The sequence below is a fragment of the Ohtaekwangia koreensis genome (assembly GCF_900167975.1).
GTDB classification, from domain to species: domain Bacteria; phylum Bacteroidota; class Bacteroidia; order Cytophagales; family Cyclobacteriaceae; genus Ohtaekwangia; species Ohtaekwangia koreensis.
Genome location: NZ_FUZU01000001.1, coordinates 1,226,256 through 1,249,565 on the forward strand (window position 1 = coordinate 1,226,256; position 23,310 = coordinate 1,249,565).

16 protein-coding genes are annotated in these 23,310 nt (G+C 42.1%); 11 read left to right on the top strand and 5 right to left on the bottom strand.

Annotated elements, in window-relative coordinates:
* Positions 1-30 precede the first annotated feature (30 nt).
* The 4 genes from B5Y40_RS05300 to B5Y40_RS05315 all read right to left on the bottom strand — a co-directional run bounded on the left by B5Y40_RS05300 (position 31) and on the right by B5Y40_RS05315 (position 6,206).
* On the bottom strand, positions 31-3,519 hold the full coding sequence (locus tag B5Y40_RS05300) for a TonB-dependent receptor (protein WP_245840476.1): 3,489 nt from the start codon (positions 3,517-3,519) through the stop codon (positions 31-33).
* Positions 3,520-3,554: 35 nt separating this feature from the next.
* Positions 3,555-4,571 carry a FecR family protein gene (locus B5Y40_RS05305; RefSeq protein WP_079685643.1) on the bottom strand — a complete coding sequence of 339 codons (1,017 nt, stop codon included), beginning with the start codon at positions 4,569-4,571 and terminating at the stop codon, positions 3,555-3,557.
* A gap of 106 nt (positions 4,572-4,677) precedes the next feature.
* Positions 4,678-5,268, bottom strand: a complete 591-nt coding sequence (locus B5Y40_RS05310) for an RNA polymerase sigma-70 factor (protein ID WP_079685644.1) — start codon at positions 5,266-5,268, stop codon at positions 4,678-4,680.
* A gap of 65 nt (positions 5,269-5,333) precedes the next feature.
* On the bottom strand, positions 5,334-6,206 hold the full coding sequence (locus B5Y40_RS05315) for an inositol oxygenase family protein (RefSeq protein ID WP_079685645.1): 873 nt from the start codon (positions 6,204-6,206) through the stop codon (positions 5,334-5,336).
* Between the two features lie 164 nt (positions 6,207-6,370).
* Here B5Y40_RS05315 and B5Y40_RS05320 point away from each other — a divergent pair, with 164 nt between their 5' ends.
* The 10 genes from B5Y40_RS05320 to B5Y40_RS05365 all read left to right on the top strand — a co-directional run bounded on the left by B5Y40_RS05320 (position 6,371) and on the right by B5Y40_RS05365 (position 19,796).
* Entirely contained in the window at positions 6,371-7,372 is a 1,002-nt protein-coding gene (locus tag B5Y40_RS05320; RefSeq protein ID WP_079685646.1) for a LacI family DNA-binding transcriptional regulator, read from the top strand.
* A gap of 145 nt (positions 7,373-7,517) precedes the next feature.
* The gene (locus tag B5Y40_RS05325; RefSeq protein ID WP_079685647.1) at positions 7,518-8,192 is read left to right on the top strand and encodes an RNA polymerase sigma factor; all 675 of its coding nucleotides are present in this window, start codon (positions 7,518-7,520) and stop codon (positions 8,190-8,192) included.
* A gap of 177 nt (positions 8,193-8,369) precedes the next feature.
* A complete protein-coding gene (locus B5Y40_RS05330; RefSeq protein WP_079685648.1) occupies positions 8,370-9,413 on the top strand; it encodes a FecR family protein in 1,044 nt (347 codons plus the stop codon).
* A gap of 32 nt (positions 9,414-9,445) precedes the next feature.
* The gene (locus B5Y40_RS05335) at positions 9,446-12,970 is read left to right on the top strand and encodes a SusC/RagA family TonB-linked outer membrane protein (protein WP_079685649.1); all 3,525 of its coding nucleotides are present in this window, start codon (positions 9,446-9,448) and stop codon (positions 12,968-12,970) included.
* Between the two features lie 18 nt (positions 12,971-12,988).
* Positions 12,989-14,536, top strand: coding sequence for a SusD/RagB family nutrient-binding outer membrane lipoprotein (locus B5Y40_RS05340; RefSeq protein ID WP_079685650.1), 1,548 nt, complete (start codon positions 12,989-12,991; stop codon positions 14,534-14,536).
* Between the two features lie 23 nt (positions 14,537-14,559).
* Complete coding sequence (locus B5Y40_RS05345) at positions 14,560-15,012, top strand: RidA family protein (protein ID WP_079685651.1); 453 nt, start codon at positions 14,560-14,562, stop codon at positions 15,010-15,012.
* A 132-nt stretch (positions 15,013-15,144) separates the two neighbouring features.
* The gene (locus B5Y40_RS05350) at positions 15,145-16,377 is read left to right on the top strand and encodes an aminotransferase class V-fold PLP-dependent enzyme (RefSeq protein ID WP_079685652.1); all 1,233 of its coding nucleotides are present in this window, start codon (positions 15,145-15,147) and stop codon (positions 16,375-16,377) included.
* Positions 16,377-17,669 carry an amidohydrolase/deacetylase family metallohydrolase gene (locus tag B5Y40_RS05355; protein ID WP_079685653.1) on the top strand — a complete coding sequence of 431 codons (1,293 nt, stop codon included), beginning with the start codon at positions 16,377-16,379 and terminating at the stop codon, positions 17,667-17,669. Before B5Y40_RS05350 ends, B5Y40_RS05355 begins: the two co-directional genes overlap by 1 nt.
* 57 nt (positions 17,670-17,726) lie before the next feature.
* Entirely contained in the window at positions 17,727-18,647 is a 921-nt protein-coding gene (locus B5Y40_RS05360) for an RraA family protein (protein ID WP_079685654.1), read from the top strand.
* Positions 18,648-18,689: 42 nt separating this feature from the next.
* Positions 18,690-19,796 carry a bile acid:sodium symporter family protein gene (locus B5Y40_RS05365; protein ID WP_079685655.1) on the top strand — a complete coding sequence of 369 codons (1,107 nt, stop codon included), beginning with the start codon at positions 18,690-18,692 and terminating at the stop codon, positions 19,794-19,796.
* A 61-nt stretch (positions 19,797-19,857) separates the two neighbouring features.
* Here the strand turns inward: B5Y40_RS05365 and B5Y40_RS05370 are convergent, their stop codons facing one another.
* A complete protein-coding gene (locus B5Y40_RS05370; RefSeq protein ID WP_079685656.1) occupies positions 19,858-22,023 on the bottom strand; it encodes a glycoside hydrolase family 3 N-terminal domain-containing protein in 2,166 nt (721 codons plus the stop codon).
* 245 nt (positions 22,024-22,268) lie between these two features.
* Between B5Y40_RS05370 and B5Y40_RS05380 the strand changes: the two genes are divergently transcribed.
* Positions 22,269-23,276 (top strand): FecR family protein, encoded by a 1,008-nt coding sequence (locus B5Y40_RS05380; protein WP_079685658.1) that lies wholly within the window; start codon positions 22,269-22,271, stop codon positions 23,274-23,276.
* Positions 23,277-23,310 lie beyond the last annotated feature (34 nt).

Sequence of the window (23,310 nt, forward strand, 5' to 3'; positions counted from 1 at the left end):
AATAATGTCATTTCTAAAATGCGTTATGGGTTAGAAAGAAATAGTGGCACCTATAGTAACTGTACGGGACTGTGGATACTGCGCATAGTCAATATTTTGTTGTGCATATTGTACCTGCGAGCGGTTGCCCCCTGCATATCCAAGTTCGGGATCCATTCCTGAGTAACCTGTTATTGTAAATATATTCTGTCCGGTTACATATACTCTGAACTGCGACATGCGTAGGAAATCTATAACCCTTTTAGGAAGTGTATATCCAAGTGTTACATTTTTTAATCGTAAAAAGTCGCCACTTTCAACAAACATATCCGATGTTCTGTAGTTGTTGTTTTTATCTTCGAAGCTAAGTCTTGGAATTGAGTTACTGGTTCCTGCCTCTGTCCAACGTCCCGTAGCCTCCTTGTATAAATTGAAGTTATAAAAGGCATTTAACCCCTGCATGCGATCACCGTTGTATATATATACACCACCAACACCAAGAAAGAAAATAGTAAGATCAAAGCCTTTATATGCAATGTTAGCGTTTAAGCCATAGGTTACTTTCGGCTGAGAGTTCCCAATATTTGTTCGGTCGTTATTGTTTACTATACCATCTCCAGTGAGATCAAGAAAACGGACATCTCCAGGTTTAATGTTTGTACGCCTGCTATCATTTGTAACGTTCGGGTCGCTGTCAATCTCTGATTGATTCTGGTATAGTCCGTTGGTCTCCCATCCATAGAAGCTTACAAAAGGATCTCCTACATATGTTCTAGTGATCTCTTGTTCGCTGCGGCCATACGTTTGTCCACCAAGAAAACTTCCAGGAGTTAATACTTTCATTATCTTGTTTTTGATAAAGGTGGCGTTACCACTTACTGTAAAAGTTATACCATTGATGGCTTTACGATACGAAAGTTCAAGTTCCAGACCTTGATTTCGTAGCTGTCCTGCATTTTGATCAGGGATCGTTGCACTTCCCAACGTACCGAGAGTAGGCGGTGTAAGAAGCATCTTTTTAGTATCCTTAATAAAGTAATTAGCAGAGAGTAAAATTGAGTTTTCAAGGATGCCTGCATCCAATCCAAAGTTTGTCATTTCAGCAGTTTCCCAGCCTATATTCACGTTAGGAATAGAGGATTGTGCTACGCCTGTAACTTCATTTTCACCAAATGAATAACGATACGATGAATTGAGCAAAGCAAGGTATTGGAGGCGATCCACATTTTGATTACCAAGGTGTCCCCATCCCCCGGTGAGTTTCAGATTGCTGAATATTGGTAATGCGCTTTGAAAGAAATTTTCTTCAGAAATTCTCCAGCCAGCTGAAAAGGCGGGGAAGTAACCCCACTTATTACCTTCTGCAAATTTAGAAGAACCATCTGCGCGGAAAGTGACAGTTAACAGGTAGCGATCTTTAAATGTATAGTTAGCTCTTCCAAACCAGGATTGGAGTGCGTCATAACTACGTCTTCCATCTTCTCCGGTCGTTCCTCCAATAGCAGTCACAGTTCCTGCATAGCGCATATAGCGCAAATCAGGATCTTCACTGGAGAAATCCATACCGCGTTGCGCAGAGTATATATCGTTAAATGTTTGCGATGTATAGCCGGTAACCAGACCTATTGAATGGCTCCCAAACTGTTTATCGTATGATAAGAAATATTCCTGTAGGAAGGCCCAGTTCTTGTCATTGCTGAGGGTGAGGAAGTTATTATTTGTCGTGCGGTACTGATCCGTTATTTTAACTTCAAAATTTCTCGTACTGGTATAGGTAGCATCTATAGCAAGATTGGCTTTTGCCTTTAGACCTTTGAGTATTTCGTACTCTCCTGTAATGCTTCCTAAGACACGATTTCGGCTGTTGTTTTTATCTTGTGTGTCTACTGTATAGATCGGGTTGTTGATATCACCGAATGCGCCACCAGGTACTTGACTCGTGCTATATGAACCATCTGCATTTTTAACCGGTAATCCTGGGTGAAAACGAATCGCACTCCATAGTAAACCATCCTGTGCAGACGTTGTATTAGGAGCATTATCATTTGCATTGGTGAATTGAAGACTTTGTCCGATTTTAAATTTTTCACTTAGCTGATGATCGGAGTTGATACGAAAAGTATAGCGTTTATAGTATGATTGGCCTATCATACCTTTCTCATTATAGTATCCACCGGACATTGCGAATGAAGAATATTTGCCACCACCTCGAATGGATACATCAATGTTATTAGTTGTACCATCTTTTAGCAGTTCTTTCTGCCAGTCTGTTTTTTGAGTATGGTACAGAGTATCAAGCCATATGCCAGGTATATCTAGCCCATCATTGGTATATGCCTCTTGTTTCAATGTTGTTAAAGTAGGTGCATCGAGCACATCAATTGTTTTAATGCGTTTGGAAACACCGCTATATGCATTAACGGTAAGTTTTAATTTCTCGTCTAGTTTACCACGCTTCGTTGTTACCAGCACAACACCATTCGCGGCACGTGTACCATATATAGCAGAAGCCGATGCATCTTTCAAAACATCGATCGATTGTATATCATTTGGATTTACATCATTCATGCTACCAGCAGGTACACCGTCAATAACAATTAATGGATCTGCATTCCCAACGGTTCCCAATCCGCGAATGCGTATAGAACCTGCGTTGCCGGGAGCTCCACCGTTCCGTACAATGTTTACCCCTGCAGCACGTCCTTGCAATGCTTGTTGTGCACCGCCGGAAGGTATATTTTCGATATCTGAACCTTTAATAGCAGACACAGCACCCGTAACATCTTTTTTCTCTTGCGTTCCATAACCAACCACAACAACTTCACTCAATGTTTGAGAATCAGATATTAACGTTATTTCCAATGAAGTCCGACTGTTTACGGGAACCTCCTGTGTTATAAACCCGATGAAACTGAATACAAGTATAGATTCATTCGAAGGAACAGCTAATGTGAATTCACCGTTGCCGTCTGTTACTGTACCTTCGGTGGATCCTTTTACAATTATATTTACTCCGGGCAACGGAGTGCCGGTGTCTTCTTTTACCGTTCCTTTAACTATGATTTCCTGTTGAAGAATGCCGGTATATATAAAGTCCTTCGAAGGTTGTACCAACATGGCAGAAGCTCCACCGGATGAGGTTGTGATCGGACTGACATGTAATTCACTAACAGGTGGAATCAAAGTAATTTGTTTTTTCCTGATTTTATAGGTGAGATTTGTACCCTCCAATATCTGGTTCAGGATCTCTTCTATATGCTCACTTTTTATAGTGATCGTTACCGTCTTGTTGATCGTTTTCAAACGGCTGTCATTTACAACAAAGTGATAGTCTGTCTGACGTTCAATTTCCCGAAGAGCCATCTTTAGAGAAGCATCTTTCAGATTCAGTTCAATCAACGTTGTTGATTGATGCGCATCGTTTGCCTGCATGTCTTTCGGGAGAAAGAGTAGCAACAAACACATAAGCCACAAAGGCCCTGGCGAAATCCATCGCCTGCCTTTCGGGAGGAATGTGTGTAAGCAGTAAATAATTCTCATTGTATAAGGGTTAGTTTAGTGATTGTATACTGCGATCATTCGAACATGATGATCTCATTCTTTTCCTTTTTGATTTTCAGTCTCGATGAAAGCTGAATGAAGTCTAATACTTCATCTATATTCTCCTGCTCAATCGTCATACTGATCCGTTCGCGTTTGGCAAGTCTGCTGTCGATTGTAATTTTTACCCGGAACCTGTTTTCCAGTTTAGATATAATATCCTCCAGAGGAGTGTTGTCGAATACAAGTTTCTCTTCCTTCCAGGCTGAGAAGTTTGAGGGATCTACTCTTTTGAGTGTAACAGCTTTTTGTTCCGTATCCAGAATAACCTGGTCACCGGGAGTCATGGTATATATATTGTTTTTACCTTCTACCTGTAACTCTACCTTACCTTCTTCTAATGTTGTTTTAACGGTGGGTACGTTGTTGAATGCTTCAACATTAAAGCGCGTACCTTTTACTTTTATAAAGAAGTTATCGGTTCTGACGGTAAAGGGTTTACTCCCTTTTTTTACATCGAAAAATGCTTCGCCTTTTAATACCACATCGCGTGAAGCGCTTCCAAACTCTGAGGGATATTCTAATGTGCTGTTTACATTCAGCCAAACGATAGAGCTGTCGGGTAAAAGAACGCGCGTGTTATTCCCAATCGCAGTATATACCCGTGTGCCCGGATGAAGTATATTTTCGGTTGGAAGATTATATACCACCAGAAAACCCGATACAATCAATAGACAAACTGATGCTGCAATTTTAAGTGTAGTATATATAGTGCGGCTTCTATTGGAAGAAAGTGCGTGTGTTAAGGTTTTGTTAATTTCTGTAGATTCAGAAAGTTTTTTCCAGGCGTCATCTGTCTTTTGGTGATTAACGCGGTTAACCGTTACGGAGCTTTGAAAAGCGGTATTCAGTTCGTCAAAATACTCACGGTTTGTTTTATTCTCTTTTAACCATGTTAGCAAGGTTGCCGCTTCATCTTCGGAAGCATTCCCCTCCAGGAAGCGAAGAATGATTTCCTGTATGTTCTGCGGAATATTATCGGGTGACGTCATGTATATAATACAGACACTCGCAACGCCACCCTTACAGAAAGAAGAAATAAAAGTTGAAACGGAGATTTAGTAAACCAACATGATCAGTAAATGCAAATCGCCAGGCTTAGTTAAACAGGCACACACACACTAGGAGTAGTGAAATGAGATGCTCTTTTAGCTGCAGCCTTAATTTAGAGAGGGCCCGCGACATTTGTGTTTCTACAGTTTTAATGGAGATGTTGAGACGTGAAGCGATCTCCTGGTATTTTAATCCTTCAAAACGACTGAGCTCAAAAATCTTTCGACACTCCTGGGGCAAGTATTCCAGTGCCCGGTTGAAATCTTTTTCAAGGTCTTTGGCGAGAAGTGCATGATATGAATTTATATTATCCGTTTGCTCCTGCACATACAGATAACACAGCAGCTCTGCATGCTTGGTGCGATTCTTTTTAGCTTCCAGTAAATTGAGACAGCGATTTTTAACCGATGTGAATAAGTATGCACTTAGGGATTGACGTTCATCCAGCCGGTCGCGATGCTTCCATATAGTATAAAAGAGTTCCTGCACAATTTCTTCTGAATCATCAGAGTCGTGCAGGAACTTTTGTGCATATGCATATAAACGTGGATATAGTCTTCTGAAAAGTAATTCAAGACTACGCGGGTCGCCACGTTTAATGTTTTTTATCAATTCAAAATCTTCTACCTCGGGCATCACAGGGCAGTTGTTTGGTATATTAAAACTTCAGATGCACCTATCGGGTAAAATTCAAAAGACTTTTAAAACTTGAGTGTAGCGGGTAAATATTTAGTTACTAAACTTTCATAGTAAGGACGCAATTCTTTCCAATCCGGAGGGGTAGGATTTTTTGAGTACAGATCATACGGATTAAAAAGCTTTACCCATTCGAACATCTTGGCGTCATGCTCATCCATTAAATGTTCGTATGCATGTTCGCGATGTTGTGCGTAGAAGGAGTGATAACGCAACATATATAGCCCCGATTCAGGGAGATGATCTTTCATCATGTGGTATACATATTCATCGTGTCCCCACGACATGTGCACATTCCGCAAGCCACAGTTTGGCTCATATATACCATACTTTGTATTATACCTCTCGTTGTGATGATCCGGATTTGCATCAAAGAATTCAGGGAATACAATCTTATCTGAATGTGCGCAACCTACTGGGAACGTATCCCCGACTACTGCCCACTGTGGTTCGCCAAAGAGGCAAAGCACTTTACCCATATCGTGAATCAGTCCAACAAGTACCATCCAGTCTGGATGCCCATCTCTGCGGATAGCTTCCGAAGTTTGAAGTAAATGCTGCATCTGGTCGAGATCAGTATCGGGATCAGAATCATCTACAAGTTGATTGAGAAAATCGAAAGCTGCCCATATCGGCATTTCCTTCTTATCGAAGCGGAGAAAATTATTTCGTTTCTCTAAAACAAAATCGTAGGTCTGATACGTGTGATTCAGTTTGTAAAATTCCCGTACCGTATCACGTTGAGGTGTTTCATAATTGCGATATTCGGTAACAGCTTTCTGATCAGCAATAGACTCGGGATCAGGATATCTGCGCAACAAATCATCTTCCCATTCATCCAGATTTGTCAACGGATTGGTTTCAGTTTGCGGCTTCATAAATTGATTTGTTTAAATTTATAGGAAAGCTAATTATTGCATCCTGGTAGGATACACGTACCGAACTTGGTAAATAATATCTGCACCATCAATGTTTTACGAATGGTTATTTACGAAACCGTTTTCGTGTTAACAGTGATTTTGCTTCCTTTAATAAAATGTGAATGAGTGTTACGATCAAGAAAATAGCGAAAGATCTCGACCTGGCTGTTTCAACGGTATCAAAAGCTTTACGCGATAGTCATGAGATAAGTGCAGAGACTAAGGCGCGTGTGTTTGAGCACGCAGCAAAATTAGATTATATACCCAACCCCTATGCCAGCAGTTTAAAGAAAGGACGGAGCGGAAATATTGCCGTGGTGCTGCCCGAAGTGGCAGATAGTTTTTTTTCGGCAGCGATTAATGGTATAGATTCGGTTGCGCATGAAAAAGGATATCATACCATGGTATATCTGACACACGAAGATATACAGCGCGAACAATCCATTGTGCGCGAATTCAGAAACGGTCGTGTGGACGGTGTGCTGATGTCAATTGTAGCGAACAATGCGAAGTATGAACACCTGCGTGAACTGTGTGCGAGCGATGTGCCGCTGGTATTTTTTGACCGTGTGTGTGAAGAGATTCCTACCGCAAGCGTTATCACAAACGACTTTGAGTCAGGATATATAGCAGCACAGCACCTGATTGAGAAAGGATGCAAATACATTGTTTTTCTGTCGATGCCAGGAGAACTTGCCATTATCAAACATCGGCAAAATGGTTACCAGCAAGCGCTGCAAGATCATGGCATGCAACCATGCATTATATATTGTACAGACAGCGAGGATGAGAATATAGCCATACTTGACAAACTCCTGACTGGTGAGAACAAACCAGATGGTATTATAGGATCCATCGAAAAGATCACGATTCCGGTCTATACAGTGTGTCACTCGCGAAATATACCCATACCGTCTGCTATAAAGATCATCGCGTTCTCGCATTTACAGATTGCTGCGCTTTTAAATCCACCGCTCACCACCATCGCACAACCCGCATTTGAAATGGGGAAAGCAGCAGCTACCATTCTGTTTAAAACGTTAGCAAAGAAGTATGACTTAAAGGATGAGAAAATTGTGATACCATCCGTATTAATGATGCGTGCGTCAACACACACAGACTAATTACTCTTAATTTACTATATATAACATAGCCTGGGTTATCACTATATTAAAGGACTATATCGGACTTGTATATATAGTAATCGATAAAATCTGTTGCACTTTCATATTTATTCCCTTTCTTTATAGAAGAAGTGTATAGATATTCATGAGCTCCCACCAGGATTCGCACAACATACTTTGGAATACCTTTAAGAAAGGTGATTGGGAAGCCTATACAAGCCTGTATCACTTATACTACCGGTTACTGAATAATTACGGTTATAAATTTACCAGAGATGTTAATCTGATTGAAGACGCTATTCATGATCTGTTCGTAAGGCTGTGGACAAATCGCAACAATCTCGGCGAGCCACTTTCTGTAAAGAATTACCTATATAAATCACTTCGGAACATTTTATTCAGAAAGCTGCGCACACAATCGCGTTTCTTTACTATACAGGAAGATGAAGAATCTATACCGTTTGAAGTATCGTATGACAATCAGTTGATCTTAAATGAAGAGGAGCAAATGTTGCAGGATACGATTAAGAAAGTGCTACACAAGCTGCCAGCCAGACAACAGGAAATTATATACCTGCGATTTTACGATGGACTGTCATACGAAGAAATTGCCGACATCATGGCAATACATGTAAATTCCGCCTATAAATTACTCTATAAAGCATTGGAGAGCGTACAGCAATCCTTGAGTTTATTAAGCATTGCAACCGTTGAAATAATCATGAGAACTGTATTCAGTTCATCCACATCCTCCGAAAGATATACTCAGGCTCACGCTTTTATTCAGATTCCTATATCGTCTTTAGCCGATCAGGCGTAGACTTTTCAATACCGAATTTCAGTACTCTATATAGCATACATCAAACTTGCAAAAACCGACTATGCAGTCGTTTGTGTTGTGTGCGTGTGTCTAGTTGAAATAATATTCTTAAAATTATTTGATTTGGGAGGGATAATTCTGTGGGTCGATGTCTAATAGGTATGAATAACAGAGTTCATGCACATGACTTACCATGATTACGCTCAGTATAAACTATCAGACTTTTTAGAAGACGATTCCTTTGTTCAATGGGTAATCGGAGCAGATTCCAGGAGCAATGCTTTCTGGCAAACTTTTCTCGTTCAATACCCTGATAAGGAAAAAGTACTTCGTGAAGCGGCATCCATTATAAAGATATACCGGAACCAGTCCTCTTTCACAAATGAAGAGCATCGTGATGAAGTATGGAAGCGCATCAACGCAACGATACACAAGCAATCAACTTCACAGACGAAAGTTATTCGCTTCCCTATATATAAAGTAGCAGCTTCTATTGCCTTTTTTATAGCCTGTACCTTTATACTTTGGTCAGTACTCACAAAGGGAACACATACCGTTAAAACGGCTTTCGGCGAAGTAAAAGCTATTACTCTGCCGGATCAATCTATAGTCATGCTGAATGGCAATTCAGAGCTCACCTATAAAGATTCATGGAATGATGATGCACAGCGCGAAGTATGGATTAAGGGTGAAGCATACTTTGATATAAAGCATATAAATATAGACACTGCACATATTTTACCTGCCCATAGATTTATAGTACATGGCAATGGCATCGATATCCAGGTACTCGGCACTTCTTTTAATGTGAAGAGTCGAAGAAACAAAACCAACATCGCACTGCTTAGCGGAAAGATAGAAGTAAGCTATACGGGTTCATCTGCTATAGCATCAGGAGGCCTTGTACTTACACCAGGAGACTATGTTGAGTATGCAGGACAGAAGCTTCTATCGAAAAAGAAACTTGTCCGTCCGCACAAAGTTGCCACATGGACCGTACGCGAAATTGCATTCATCGATCCCACACTGAATGATATCATGGAAAATCTGCAGGACAATTATGGATACTCGGTAAACGTAGAGGATCAGGAATTGTTGAATCTGAAAATAGAAGGGGAAATCAGTGTGACCAGTGTACAGGAATTACTAGCGCTTGCGTCTTCAACCTTGGGAATTAAAATCGAAGAGTCGGGCAAAGAAATAATCATAACTCGAAAATAACCTATATATACCCAATACCTAACCCATATACTATGAAAAAATTCGACTCGATTTCACTTTGTGGTTTCTTCCTGCTGGTGATCGCACTCAATTTGTCGCCACAATGTTTTGGACAGCAATACGCCAGCGCCTATACAGCGCGAACGTCCGTGTCGCAAAACAATGGTGCGGTCATCGTTCCCTATGGAAAGGAAGATGGAAGCATTAGCCTGAAAGAGGCACTTGATCAAATTAAAACCCGTTACCATGTAAAGTTTGCCTATAAAGAAGGCTTACTGGAGGATAAGCAAGTATCGCAGGCATTGCTGAATAATACTGCCTATACATTGGAAGAGTTACTTGAGAAACTACTGACTGGTTCGATGCTGAATTATAAGCGCATCAATAAAAAACAGTTTACTATTTTTTCACTTTCCCGAAACGATGGTAGATATACTAATGCATCGGGTAGCCAACCGGTAAATATACGTGACTCAGTCGAACGAATCGTTACATCCTGGAACGGAGAATCGGCATTGCAGGTAAGTGGTGTTATCACGTCACAGGATGATGGAGAACCTATGCCTGGAGTCAATGTAGTTTTAAAAGGCTCCGCGATTGGCACAACGACAGATGCTAATGGTAAATATACACTTACACTTCCCGATGGTGGTGGTATACTGGTATTCTCTTTTATTGGCTATGGTATTCAGGAAATTCCGGTTAGTACACAAACAACGGTAAATGTCGTGATGATACAGGAAGCACAATCCCTCAACGAGATTGTTGTTACAGCCTTGGGTATAGAGAAAGATAAAAGCTCCGTGGCCTACTCAGTAACCGAAGTGAAAGGTGAAGAATTTACACAAGCACGTGAGAACAATGTAGCGAATGCTTTAACGGGTAAGATTGCAGGTGTTAACGCAACCGGTATATCTACAGGGCCAGGGGGATCCAGTCGTGTTGTTATACGGGGTAACGGATCCGTTACAGGAAATAGTCAACCGCTATATGTAATCAATGGTATGCCAATCGACAATTCTGTACCCGGTGGAAGTGCAACGCCAAATGGTATAACGAGCAACGTTGATCGTGGCGATGGTATAGCCGCTATAAATCCGGACGACATTGAGTCTATAACCGTATTGAAAGGTGGGACTGCTGCAGCGTTGTATGGTTCGCGCGGTGCAAATGGTGTTATTCTGATCACAACTAAAAAAGGTAAGGCACAAAAAGGAATTGGTGTAGAGTATAATTCCACGTTCACAGCGGAAAAAGTTTCTGTCTTTCCTGATTTCCAATACGAATATGGGCAGGGTGATGGTGGTGTAATGCCTACTACGCTGGCACAAGCTCAGGCTACAGGACGCAGATCTTTCGGTGCCAAGATTGATGGCTCTTCAAATTATGTAGCAGCCGATGGACTTAATCATCCCTATACTGCACAGAAAGATAATTTGAAAAATTTTTACCGCACGGGGTCTACATTTACCAATACACTTGCATTTTCCGGTGGTAATGATGTACTGCTATACCGGTTGTCGCTCGCTGATCTGGATAGTAAAAGTATATTGCCCAACAGCAAGTATAATCGTAAGACTGCTAACCTGAACCTTAGCGCGAAGTTAAGCGATCGCTTACGCATTGAATCCGTAATACAGTACTCTCTGGAGTCTGCGAATAATCGCGCCAGTGCGGGCGATGCTTTGGGTAATCCGAATTGGACACCCTATGAAGTTGCCAACACGGTTGACATCCGCTGGCTGAAGCCGGGCTATGACGCAAAGGGAAACGAGATCACCTGGAATGATGCGGCTATCGCTAACAACAGTTACTTCGTGGTGAATAAATTCAAGGAGTCGGATGATAAAAACCGTTTCATCGGTCAGGCTTCTGTAGCATATGATTTATTTAAAAACCTGACGCTAAAAGGAACCGTTACGCGAGACTTCTATAACTATAATTATACGAACATTTTGCCAACGGGTACATTGTATACACCGCTCGGTGAGTATGCCGGTATAAAGTCAGATGTATCGGAAACCAACGGTATGATCACGGCTACCTATAAAACTCTTGTAGCGGAGAAATTCGGGATTTCAGTATTGGCCGGTATAAACGGTCGCAAGTTTGAGAACAAGCAATTAAACTTATCCGGAAAGAACTATATACAGCCATACTTCTATAGCTTCTCGAATTTAGCAACCTCTACCACCACACCGTACAGAGGCCGTGTTACGACAAACTCTGTATTTGGTTCTGTGGATCTAGACTATAAGAGTATGCTCTTCCTTACGGCAACAGGTCGGCAGGATTGGTTCTCAACATTAAGCCCTACCAACAATCATATATTTTATCCAAGTATAGGAGCAAGCTTTGTGCTCTCGGATGCCGTAACATTACCGCGTGTGTTTAACCTTGCGCGCGTCAGGGCTTCGTGGGCACAGGTGGGAGGAGGAGGGCCGGATCCGTATGCCATCAACCTTACCTATAGCAGTGTAGCGAGTGCAAGCTCAGTGCCGTTGCAAAACGTTACTACAGTAGACGGTGCTACCTCTATAACGAATATAAATCTGAAACCATTTACCTCTACAACAACGGAGGTAGGGCTGAACTTGCAGTTGATTGATAATCGGCTGGGATTAGACCTTGCACTATATAATCGTAAAACAACCGATGATATAGTGAAGGTACCTATATCCAATACGTCCGGCTATAGCTCAGCAATTTTGAATTCGGGTCAATTGAGCAATAAAGGTATCGAGGTATTGTTAACAGCTACACCTGTGAAGACCACAAACTTCAGCTGGAATGCGAGTTATAATTTTGCCTATAATAAAAGCGAAGTGCTTAAACTGGCGGATGGTATAAGTACATTTTCACTGGGTAACTCTGCTAATGGTAATGCCTATATTAATAACAGGGTGGGGCATACCTACGGTGCTATTTACGGATATCGCATGCTCAAGGACGAAAACGGGAATACTATATATGATACGAACTCAGGCCTGCCGGTGCAGACCGATATTAACCAGGAGTTAGGCAAAGGAGTTCCACCTATTACCATGGGCTTTAGCAGTGATTTCAGATATAAAAGTATTTCGTTAAGCTTCCTGGTGGATGCAAAGTTTGGCAACAAAGTATTTTCGGTAATGGAAGTATATGCCACCCGATTAGGCTTGCTTAAGTCAACGCTCGCAGGCAGAGAAGATGGCTTGGTGTTAAGCGGTGTAACGAGGACAGGCGACAGCTTTTCACGAACTATACCAGTAACAGAACTTCGCAGCGGTTACTATAACAACCTGAACAGATATACCGAATTATTTGTGCATGATGCCAGCTTTGTAAAACTGCGACAAGTTATACTGTCCTATCAGATACCGGTATCCAAGCTCAAATTCCTGAAGATACAATCTGCCAGTATAGCATTTGTTGGCCGCAACCTCCTTACGTTTTATAAGAAGACAGACAATTTTGATCCGGAGCAAAGTCTTAGCAATGGACCTGCACAAGGTATTGAATCAATTGGCCTGCCACGCACCCGGTCGTATGGTGTAAACCTGATGCTTAAATTCTAATCTTTAAAAACGAAGATCATGAAACTAACAATTAAGAAATATACACGCGTTTTACTGCTGGCGCCAAGCCTTCTCTTTACGCAAGCCTGCGATAATGGCTTTGAAGAGATCAATACAAATCCAGATGCAGTATCGGAAGCTACACCACAATATATCTTTAGTAAGGCTCAGTATGATGGAGCGCGGTATAGTGGTAACACGGCTTCATTGCTATTGGGCACTATGCAATATACCACCAGCTATAATGACGTGGCAGGCTTTGGTTCTAAATATGTGGCTTCTCAAAGCGCACAATCCAGTTCGGTATTTAATAATGCTTATCCCAATCAGATTAACGAAATAGGAGAAGTAATAAAGGCTGTAAAGGACGACCCGGCACAAGTAAACCTATATGCAGTAGCGCGGATCTGGCGAGCATATTGTTTTAGCCGCTTAACCGATTTATATGGAGATATACCATATTCGGAAGCTGGCCAGGGATATAATGAATCGATCTTTCAACCTGCTTATGATCCACAGCAAGCTATATATGCAGATATATTGAAAGAGCTTGATGAAGCGGCACAAAGCCTGGATGCTGGCAATGCCACAACGTTTGGGACTTCAGATTTGATCTATGGAGGCGATCCCACACAATGGAAAAAGTTAGCCTATTCATTAATGTTACGACTGGGCATGCGTCTCACAAAAGTAGATGCAGGGAATGCGCAAATCTGGGTTACAAAGGCTATAGCGGGTGGCGTTATTACGCAGTACAATGATATAGCCAAGCTTACGTACCTGGGTTCTGGCCAGGATATAAATAAGAACCCACTGGCATTGGCATTATTGACCGATGACTATATTAAAGCCGATGGTGTAAGCAACACGGAAGGCGGAAAATACCAGCAGGTATTTATAGACTCTCTGAAGGAGAATAACGATCCTCGTTTAGGCGTGCTCGCGGTGGTATATGTAAATGGTGTGGCAGATGTAACGGCTGATATCCAGAAAGGTATGCCGGCCACTATAAATGGTGTTAAGCCTGCAGATTTTGTCACCTATTCGGAGCCGAATCAAAAAACAGTATTGCGTCTGGCGGCACCAATGCTACTTTTTACAGCAGCAGAAACTTATTTTTTACTCTCCGAAGCTGCATTGAAGAATTGGTATACAGCAGAATCTGCAAGTGCCCTATATGAAAAAGGTATTCGTGCTGCCATGCAACAGTGGGACCTGATCAGTGGTACTGCAGGCACTATATCCAGCGGTGACATTGACACGTATGTAGCATCACACGCGCTGAACACAGGAGGGACCGTTGATGCACAAATGGCTCAGATATATACTCAATTCTGGATGAGCATCTTTCCAGATGCACAGGAGGTTTTCGCAAACTATCGCCGCACAGGGTATCCTGCACTTGTACCAAACAATTACCCGGGCAATGCAACAGGCGGTAAGATTTTCAGAAGATTCCTATATCCCGTGAATGAAGCAACATTAAATACTGATTCCTATAGTGAGGCTATTGGTCAGCAAGGTCCTGACGATTTTTTAACACGGATCTGGTGGGATAAAGAATAGTATCGAATTCAAATAATAAACACATGAAAGAGCAACGAAGAAGCATGTTGAAAAAGTTAACGATATCGCTTGCCGGAATATTCGGATTGGGATATACCACACAGGCGGAGACGAAGGAAGAAAAGGCGGTATTCAATGTTACCGATGATCAGGAGATACCCTTATTCTCCGGAGCAACGAAGCATGGTGGTTTTGTATTCATTGCCGGAAAAGGTGCGCATTTTGAAGGTGATATAAAGGCACACACCGAACATGTTTTGAAAGAACTCGAGAAGGAATTGAAGAACGCAGGTTCTTCGATGGAAAAAGTAGTAAAGGTAAATGTATACCTGAATGATATAAAGGACTACCAGGGAATGAATGAAGTATACCGGGGAAAATTCGGTAGCAAGCCACCGGTCCGTACAACGGTTGGGGTAGGCGGTGGTGTACCTGGAAATTCCCTGGTAGAAATGGATTGCATTGCCATCGTGTAAAGATCTTTCTCCTCTCACGGGAAAGTAATGTGTTTAATTATTGTGATGCTTTTCATGCGCTCTTGCTTGGTTTGGGCAGGAGCCATGGAAGCCTCATGCCTTTTAACGAATAACTATAACTGATACCTATACATGCCTAAACGCAGAGATATAATTAAACGGCTTTCTTCATTGCCGCTACTGGGTGGACTTGCCTTGAGCGCATCTCCGATTCAATCATTGGCAGGAGCAATGAAGTCGAATCCATTAAAATATAGGGACTATTTCAAAGAGCTCGGTATTCGAACTTTCATTAACGCAGCGGGTACCTATACTTCTATGACCGGATCATTAATGGCAGAAGAGGTAGTGGAAGCTATACAATATGCATCCAAGGAATATGTGCTATTGGACGAACTACAAGACAGGGTAGGAGAACGTATTGCAGCATTGGTACATTGCGAAGCCGCCACAATTACTTCCGGAGCAGCCTCTGCTATTACACTTGCAACGGCTGGTATATTAAGCGGAATGGACGAGAAGAAAGCGGCTATGATTCCACACCTTGAAGGCAGTGGCATGAAGAGTGAAGTGATTATGCAAAAAGCGCACGATATAGTATATGCGCATGCCTTACGAAATTGTGGTGTGAAAGTAATCTTTGTCGAGACACGCGCTGAACTGGAGAAGGCTATTAATGAAAAGACAGCGCTCCTGTTCTTTGTAAACGCAAACAATCTGGAAGGAAAAATAAAGGCTGAGGAATTTGTAGAGGTTGCAAAGAAATATAGCATTCCAACGTTGAATGATTGTGCTGCCGATGTACCTCCTGTTGAAAACCTTTGGAAATATACCCGCATGGGATTTGACTTGGTTTGCTTCTCTGGAGGAAAAGGTATACGTGGCCCACAAAGTGCAGGTCTTCTGTTAGGACGAAAAGATATGATCGCAGCGGCACGCCTGAGCGCACCACCACGAGGTAACACCGTGGGGCGTTGCATGAAAGTTAGTAAGGAAGAAATTCTCGGTATGCTTATAGCCCTCGAATCATATCTTGCGAAAGATCATGATCAGGACTGGAAGTTATGGGAAGGTCAGGTTAGTTTTATCAATGATGCGATAAAGTCTGTTCAAGGTGTGCAAACAAAGATAGATGTACCCCCCATTGCAAATCATATACCTACATTAAACGTATCCTGGAATATCAAGCAGGTAAAACTTTCCGGAGATGAACTAAAGGAAAAGCTCCGTAACGGACATCCGTCAATTGAAGTCGCAGGCGGTGGAGCAAATTCTGTTAGTATCACCACCTGGATGTTGGTACCCGGGCAAGAACGGATTGTAGCGTCACGTGTTCGTGAAGCGTTGTTAAAAGCTTCTGTCTGATGTACTTTGAGTATATATGGCGGAGAATTGCTGTGAAGATTAACTATACCTTCTTGCTACTCCTGACGACAATCTTTACCAGTACTCTGTTTGCGCAGGACTATAGCGTGATACTGAAGGGTGGCCATGTAATTGATCCCAAGAATGCTATAAATGCGAAAGCAGATATAGCAATACGGGGTGATACGATTGCAGCTATAGGAAAGAATCTGGATGGATCACGCGCGAAGCAAGTTATTGACGTTTCGGGCATGTATATAACTCCGGGATTAATTGATCTTCATTCCCATAACTTTTATGGCACACAACCCGATCATTATCTGAGTGATGGCTTTGAGGCGCTTCCTCCCGATGGTTTTACATTCCGGTGTGGTATAACAACGGTAGTAGATGCCGGAGGAGCAGGGTGGAAGAACTTTTCTGTTTTTAAAAATCAGACGATACGACAATCGAAGACACGCGTGCTTTCCTTTATCAACATTGTCGGTGAGGGAATGCGGGGTGGTCCGTATGAACAGAATATCAATGATATGGATGCACGCATGACGGCCCTGGTGGCGCAGCAGCATCGAGAGATTGTTGGCGTCAAAGTCGCGCATTACTCCGGTAATGAATGGGAGCCTATAGATCGTGCAGTAGCTGCAGGGAAAATAGCACATATACCCGTGATGGTAGATTTCGGAGGACATATTCCACCACTTTCACTGGAAGAACTTTTAATGAAGCATCTGCGGCCAGGCGATATTTTTACGCACGCATTTGCACGTGTAGCCGGAAGAATTCCAATTATAGATGCACAGGATAAAGTATTTCCCTTTGTAAAAGAAGCGCAGCAACGCGGAATCATTTTCGATGTTGGTCATGGTGGCGGTAGCTTTCTTTTTTCACAAGCAGTGCCGGCCATTAAGAACGGTTTCTTTCCGAATACCATCAGCACAGATATTCATACCGGAAGTATGAATGGTGGAATGAAAGATCTGCTAAATGTAATGTCCAAGTTTTTAACGATGGGCATGAATATATACCAGGTTATTCAAAATACCACATGGAATCCTGCGCAGGCTATTCGACAAGAACAACTGGGTAATTTATCGGTGGGTGCTGTAGCAGATATAGCCGTATTTACGATTCGTGAAGGGAAATTTGGCTTTGTAGACTCCGGTGGAAATAAAATGACGGGCACTAAGAAACTTGAGTGTGAATTGACATTACGTGACGGAAAAATCGTCTATGATTTAAATGGAATTTCAAGACCAGCTGCAACGGATCAACAGTCAGCATTTAAAAATTAATAGTAGCCCGCTATATTAATCACTCTTCAATCATTGCCCATGTATAGAGCTATAATCATGAGAAAAGGAATTCTATTCCTTGCACTAATCGTATCGTACTTCAACAATCTGTCCGCGCAAACTATGCCAAAGGACGATCTGTTGTTCCTGACTTCTGAATGGAAAGGTGAACGCTTCGCGGATGGTAGACCCAGGATTCCGGACGAACTTATAGAGCGAGCCAGGAACATCACGATTGAGGAAGTATGGCTCGTTCTGAGAAATGAAGGGTATCACTGCCAGTTTGAAGGAGACTGGAAAGTTGTTCGGCATGGAGCTGTTATGGCAGGACGTGCATTGACGGCTATGTATATACCCAGTCGCCCGGATGTAGAGAAGAATATAAAAGAACGTGGTAAAAAAGAAGGTCGCATTGGCAACACAAATGCATGGCCGATTGATAAGTTGGTTAAGGGCGATATATATGTAGCAGATTGTTTTGGAAAAACAGAAGGCGGTACACTCATTGGTGATAATCTGGCAAGTTCCATTTATGCGAAATCAGGAAACGGAGTTATATTCAATAGTGCTGCACGCGACCTTGAAGGTATATCTGCTATAACAGGTTTCAATGCCTGGGTGCGTGAATGGGATCCTTCCTATCTTGAAAATGTAGTATTGATTGGACTAAATACACCGATCCGTATAGGCAAAGCTGTAGTGTTACCGGGGGATCTCGTTTTGGCAAAAGAAGAAGGTGTGATTTTTATTCCAGCACACCTGGCACAGAAGGTAATTATAACTGCGGAGTTTTTGTCTTTACGCGACAAGTTTGCCTTTGCGATGCTTCGGGAAGGACGCTTTACCCCCGGGGAAATTGATAACCAATGGACTGATAAAATCAAGGAATCATTTCTGCAATGGATTGATAAAAATCCAGGTACACTTCCCATGAAGCGCACAGAGCTTGATGAATTCATGAAAAACAGAACGTGGTAAGATGCTATATATTTTATGTTGTAAATATTAAACTTTCGTGGAATGCTGACACTCTTAAAGGTATATAGGTATAAAATCCTGTTTGCAATCTCTATACTTTGTTTTCTACTGGCAACGGTAATGCTGCTGGTTGACATGGATCAGGATTCAGGTATCTTATTCGTTGCTGCTATTGTCATGCTTGCCCTCGGTTTTCGGGGCTATGCTGTATTGAGAGGTTATACCTATACCATGATGATTATAGCTGCCGTGATGGCTGCTATGTACTCTCCTCAGTACTTCATTACCATAGGTAGTTTTAAGCTTGATCGGCTGATCACTCCATTGCTGCAGATCATCATGTTCGGGATGGGTACTGCCATGAGTGCCAGCGATTTTGTAGGTGTAATTAAAATGCCAAAAGGTGTAATCGTGGGTACGCTAAATCACTTTACGATTATGCCATTGCTGGGATTCGCGTTGGCAAATATATTTCATTTTCCTCCGGAGATTGCCGCGGGTGTAATTTTGATCGGGTGTTCGCCATGCGGCATGGCTTCTAATGTTATCTCATACCTGGCGCGGGCTAACCTCGCGCTTTCTATCACACTCACAACGGTCTCTACATTTCTGGCGCCAGTACTGACTCCGTTGTTAATGAAATTACTCGCGGGTCAATTCATTGAGATTAATGTCTTGAAGATGGTTTGGGACATTACGAAAATAGTAATACTTCCTGTTGGAGCAGGATTGATTTTCAATCACGTACTGAAGGGTAAAGCGAAATGGCTTGATAACGCCATGCCATTGCTCTCTATGGCTGGAATCGGATTTATTATTTTGATCATTACCGCTGCTGGCCGCGATAGTTTACTTGAGATCGGACTTGCATTGATAGCAGCATCCCCTATTCACAATACGTGTGGATATTTTTTAGGGTACTGGTCAGCGCGATTATTCAGAATGGAAGAGCAGGATTGTCGCACGATTGCCATTGAAGTAGGCATGCAAAATGGAGGGCTTGCTTCCGGTATAGCAAAGGAGATGGGAAAGATCGCAACCGTAGGACTGGCGCCTGCTATATTTGGTCCGTTGATGAATATCACCGGATCAATGTTGGCTACATGGTGGCGAGGTCGTGCAATAACGCAAGATAAAGACAACGTTTAATGTATACAGATCACGCGAATGCCGCGGTATGTTGCGTGATCTGTATACTAAATTTATTACTTTATTTTTTAATAGTGAAGCTATAGGTTATTTTCTCATCCTGTGAGTTTCCCCCGGCAAATACAGTATATTTTCCAGGTACAATTTCCCATGCACTCTTTTTGAGATTCCACTTCTGAAGATCGGATACCGGTATATGAAGCGTGACCTCTTGCTGTTCGCCTTTTAAGACATGTACTCTTTTGAATTGCTTCATTTCTTTTAAAGGCACCCGGTCACCGGAAGGATAGCGGATATAGGCCTGTACCACTTCATCGCCATCAGCGTCACCTATATTTTTAACAGCGATCGTAAAATCTATAGTATCTTTTGATTTATAGGATTGAAGAGGTTTTTGTTTCCATGTATATGCAAATTGGGTATAGCTCAATCCAAATCCAAACGGGTATTGTACGCTGCCATTAAAGTATCGGTAGGTACGTCCTTTGGTAGCATAGTCGTCATACGAAGGGAGATCGTTGAACGATTTGTAGAACGTTACCGGTAGTCTTCCGGAAGGAGATACTTTTCCGAAGAGTATATCTGCCAGTGCGTTTCCGCCTTGCTCTCCCGGGTACCATGCTAATACAATGGCATCTGCATAGGGCTCTATAGCCGCGATGTTTACAGCACTTCCCGCAGTGACTACAGCGATAATAGGTTTCTTATGTTTTTTACGAAGTGCTTTTAAATATGCAATGTGACTCGCGGGTATATTTAGATCCACTTTATCTCCACCATTTGCAGCCAGAAATGCATCTCCTTCTTCACCTTCCAATACAGGTGTTAAGCCTACCACTGCGATTGTAACATCACTGTTTTCAGAAGCCCATAAACCACCAAAGTGTACCGAGTCCACATCGTTACAACCCAGGTCATACTGTACAACCGTAGCGGGGCCTGCAGCTTTTGTAATGCCTTCCACGAAAGTGACTACATCTGAAGATACACCATGATAGTTTCCCAAGAGTGCATCGAGCGATGCGGCATTTGCACCGGCTACCAGAATGCTGCCATATAGCTCAGGTTTCAGAGGGAGAATGCCCTTGTCATTTTTAAGCAGCACCATACTTTGTTGCGCTGCCTTACGAGCTTGTTCTATATTATTTTGACTATGAATATTTTCTTTTCCAAGGGAAGTATAGGGAACTAGTTTCTGATCGTCATAGAAGCCAAGTTTGAATTGTGTTCGCATAGACGGGATCAATGCGTTATCGATATCTTTCTCAGTAATCAATTTTTGATTTATCGCTCCCATTAAATCATCCTGTAGCATATTAGAGCAGTCCAGATTCACACCTGCTTTTATTGCAGCAGCTGCTACATGAACAGCATCCGGCATTACTTTGTGGCGAAGCCATATATCTTCCAATGCCCAGCAATCTGTTACTACATGTCCTTTGAATTTCCATTCATCGCGAAGTATCGTGCGAAGCAATGTATTGCCCGTGCAGCAGGGTTCATCATTCAAGCGGTTATACCCGCACATAACAGACTCGACCCCTATATTTACCAGTTCATGAAAAGCATATAGGTATGTTTCGCGAAGATCTTTTTCATCCACAACAGCATTAAATGTATGACGATTCGCTTCCGGCCCGCTGTGTGCAGCAAAATGTTTAGCACATGCAGAAGTCTTAAGATAGTGTGGATCGTTGCCTTGTAATCCTCTTACAAAAGCCTTTCCCATTCTTGCAGTCAGATATGGATCTTCACCGTAAGTTTCCTGACCACGGCCCCAGCGTGGATCACGGAATATATTTATGTTCGGAGACCAGAATGTTAATCCCATATATTGAATTCTCCGATCGAGCTTAACGGCAAGATTATATTTAGCACGAGCCTCAGTAGAAATCACATCTGCTATACTATGCTGCAAGTCGTCATTGAATGTTGCCGCCAGTGCTATAGCCTGAGGAAAAACGGTTGCTTCGCCCGCCCGTGCTACACCGTGCAATGCTTCATTCCACCAGTTATATACTGGTATACCCAGGCGCGGAACGCCTTTGCTATTGAAGCCGAGGAGTTGAATTTTTTCTTCAAGCGTAAGTTGTTTCAATAAATCATTTATGCGTTCATCCGTAGGGAGACGGGCATCCTGATAAGGTTTCGTATTGGTTTGAGCCGAAACTGTCAGGGGGATCAAAAAGATAAATAGAAGCGTGTTTATAAAATAAAGCGTCCTCATGGAAACTGGTTTAATGATTTTCAAGGCTCAAATATTGGCAGTAAATCATTTCAATTGGTCATACGAATGGAATAATTTTTTATTCAAATGTTTCTCTGATTATAAATGGATTTTTAAGAGTAGATTGCCTGCATTATGTCGTTTAAAAGGTTCCGGGGTAAAGAGCAGATTTCGGACAGAAGGTTAGGCCGTATGGACGTACCGTTTTTCTTGGTTAAATTATAGATCGATAGATTAGAAAGTAGATGAGTTACAGTAATTATTCTGCCGAGGATTTCGCATTGGACGATGAATTTCAAAAATGGGTATTGGATACCGATGAACAGACGAATGAGTTCTGGAATCAATGGATCGCGAACAATCCGCATAAGATAAAAGAAATCAACGAAGCACGGGAACTTGTAAAGCTCGCAGGCTTGTCTCCGGATCGCGAGGCTACTGCTGCCTTTCTCGATGTATGGGAGAAAGTTAAGAATCATGCAGAGCAGGAGCAAGTTCAAATACAACAATCTAAACCAGCACTAGGAAAGTATATAGCATGGGCGGCTGCATTTGCTGCTGTTGCGCTTGCTGCAGTATATCTATTCAGATCTTCGCCTCAGCAAAATGTAGAGTATCAAACGGCATACGGTGAGGTAAAGGAATTTATACTTGCCGATGGTTCACATGTTACCTTGAACGCTAATTCAAAGTTATCATGTATAGGAGACTGGGACGAAGCGAGAGAAGTTATACTCGAGGGCGAAGCTTTTTTTGACGTTGTTCACACGCAGGATGACAAGGGATTTGTAGTGAAGACCGCTGAACACATAGCAGTTCAGGTACTGGGCACAGAGTTTAATATAAATACGCGCAACAATAGTTTTTCTGTTTATCTGCAATCCGGTAAGATAGAACTGAACGCTGCTTCTCAAACAATGACATTAAAGCCTGGTGACTTTGCAGAATTTGATAGAGTACATCAGAAGATTAACATTACAGATGCTGAAAATACAATTGAGAATGAACTTGCCTGGAAGAATAATTTCTTCATTTACAACGATGCTCCTCTTTCTAAAATTGTTGAAGATATTGAAGATAACTTCGGGATGGAAGTTCTTGTCGCTGATTCTTCTTTGAATGACAAACGAGTGACCGTGAAAGTTTCCCGGAAAGAAGTTAACGTTCTTTTGCAGGTACTTGCGCAGACCTTGGAGATTCAGATTGAACAAAATAAAAACCAAATCTTCATAAGTCCCTATCGCAAGGATTGACTATCTTTGATTTACAGGTTTTCTCTATCCAAAC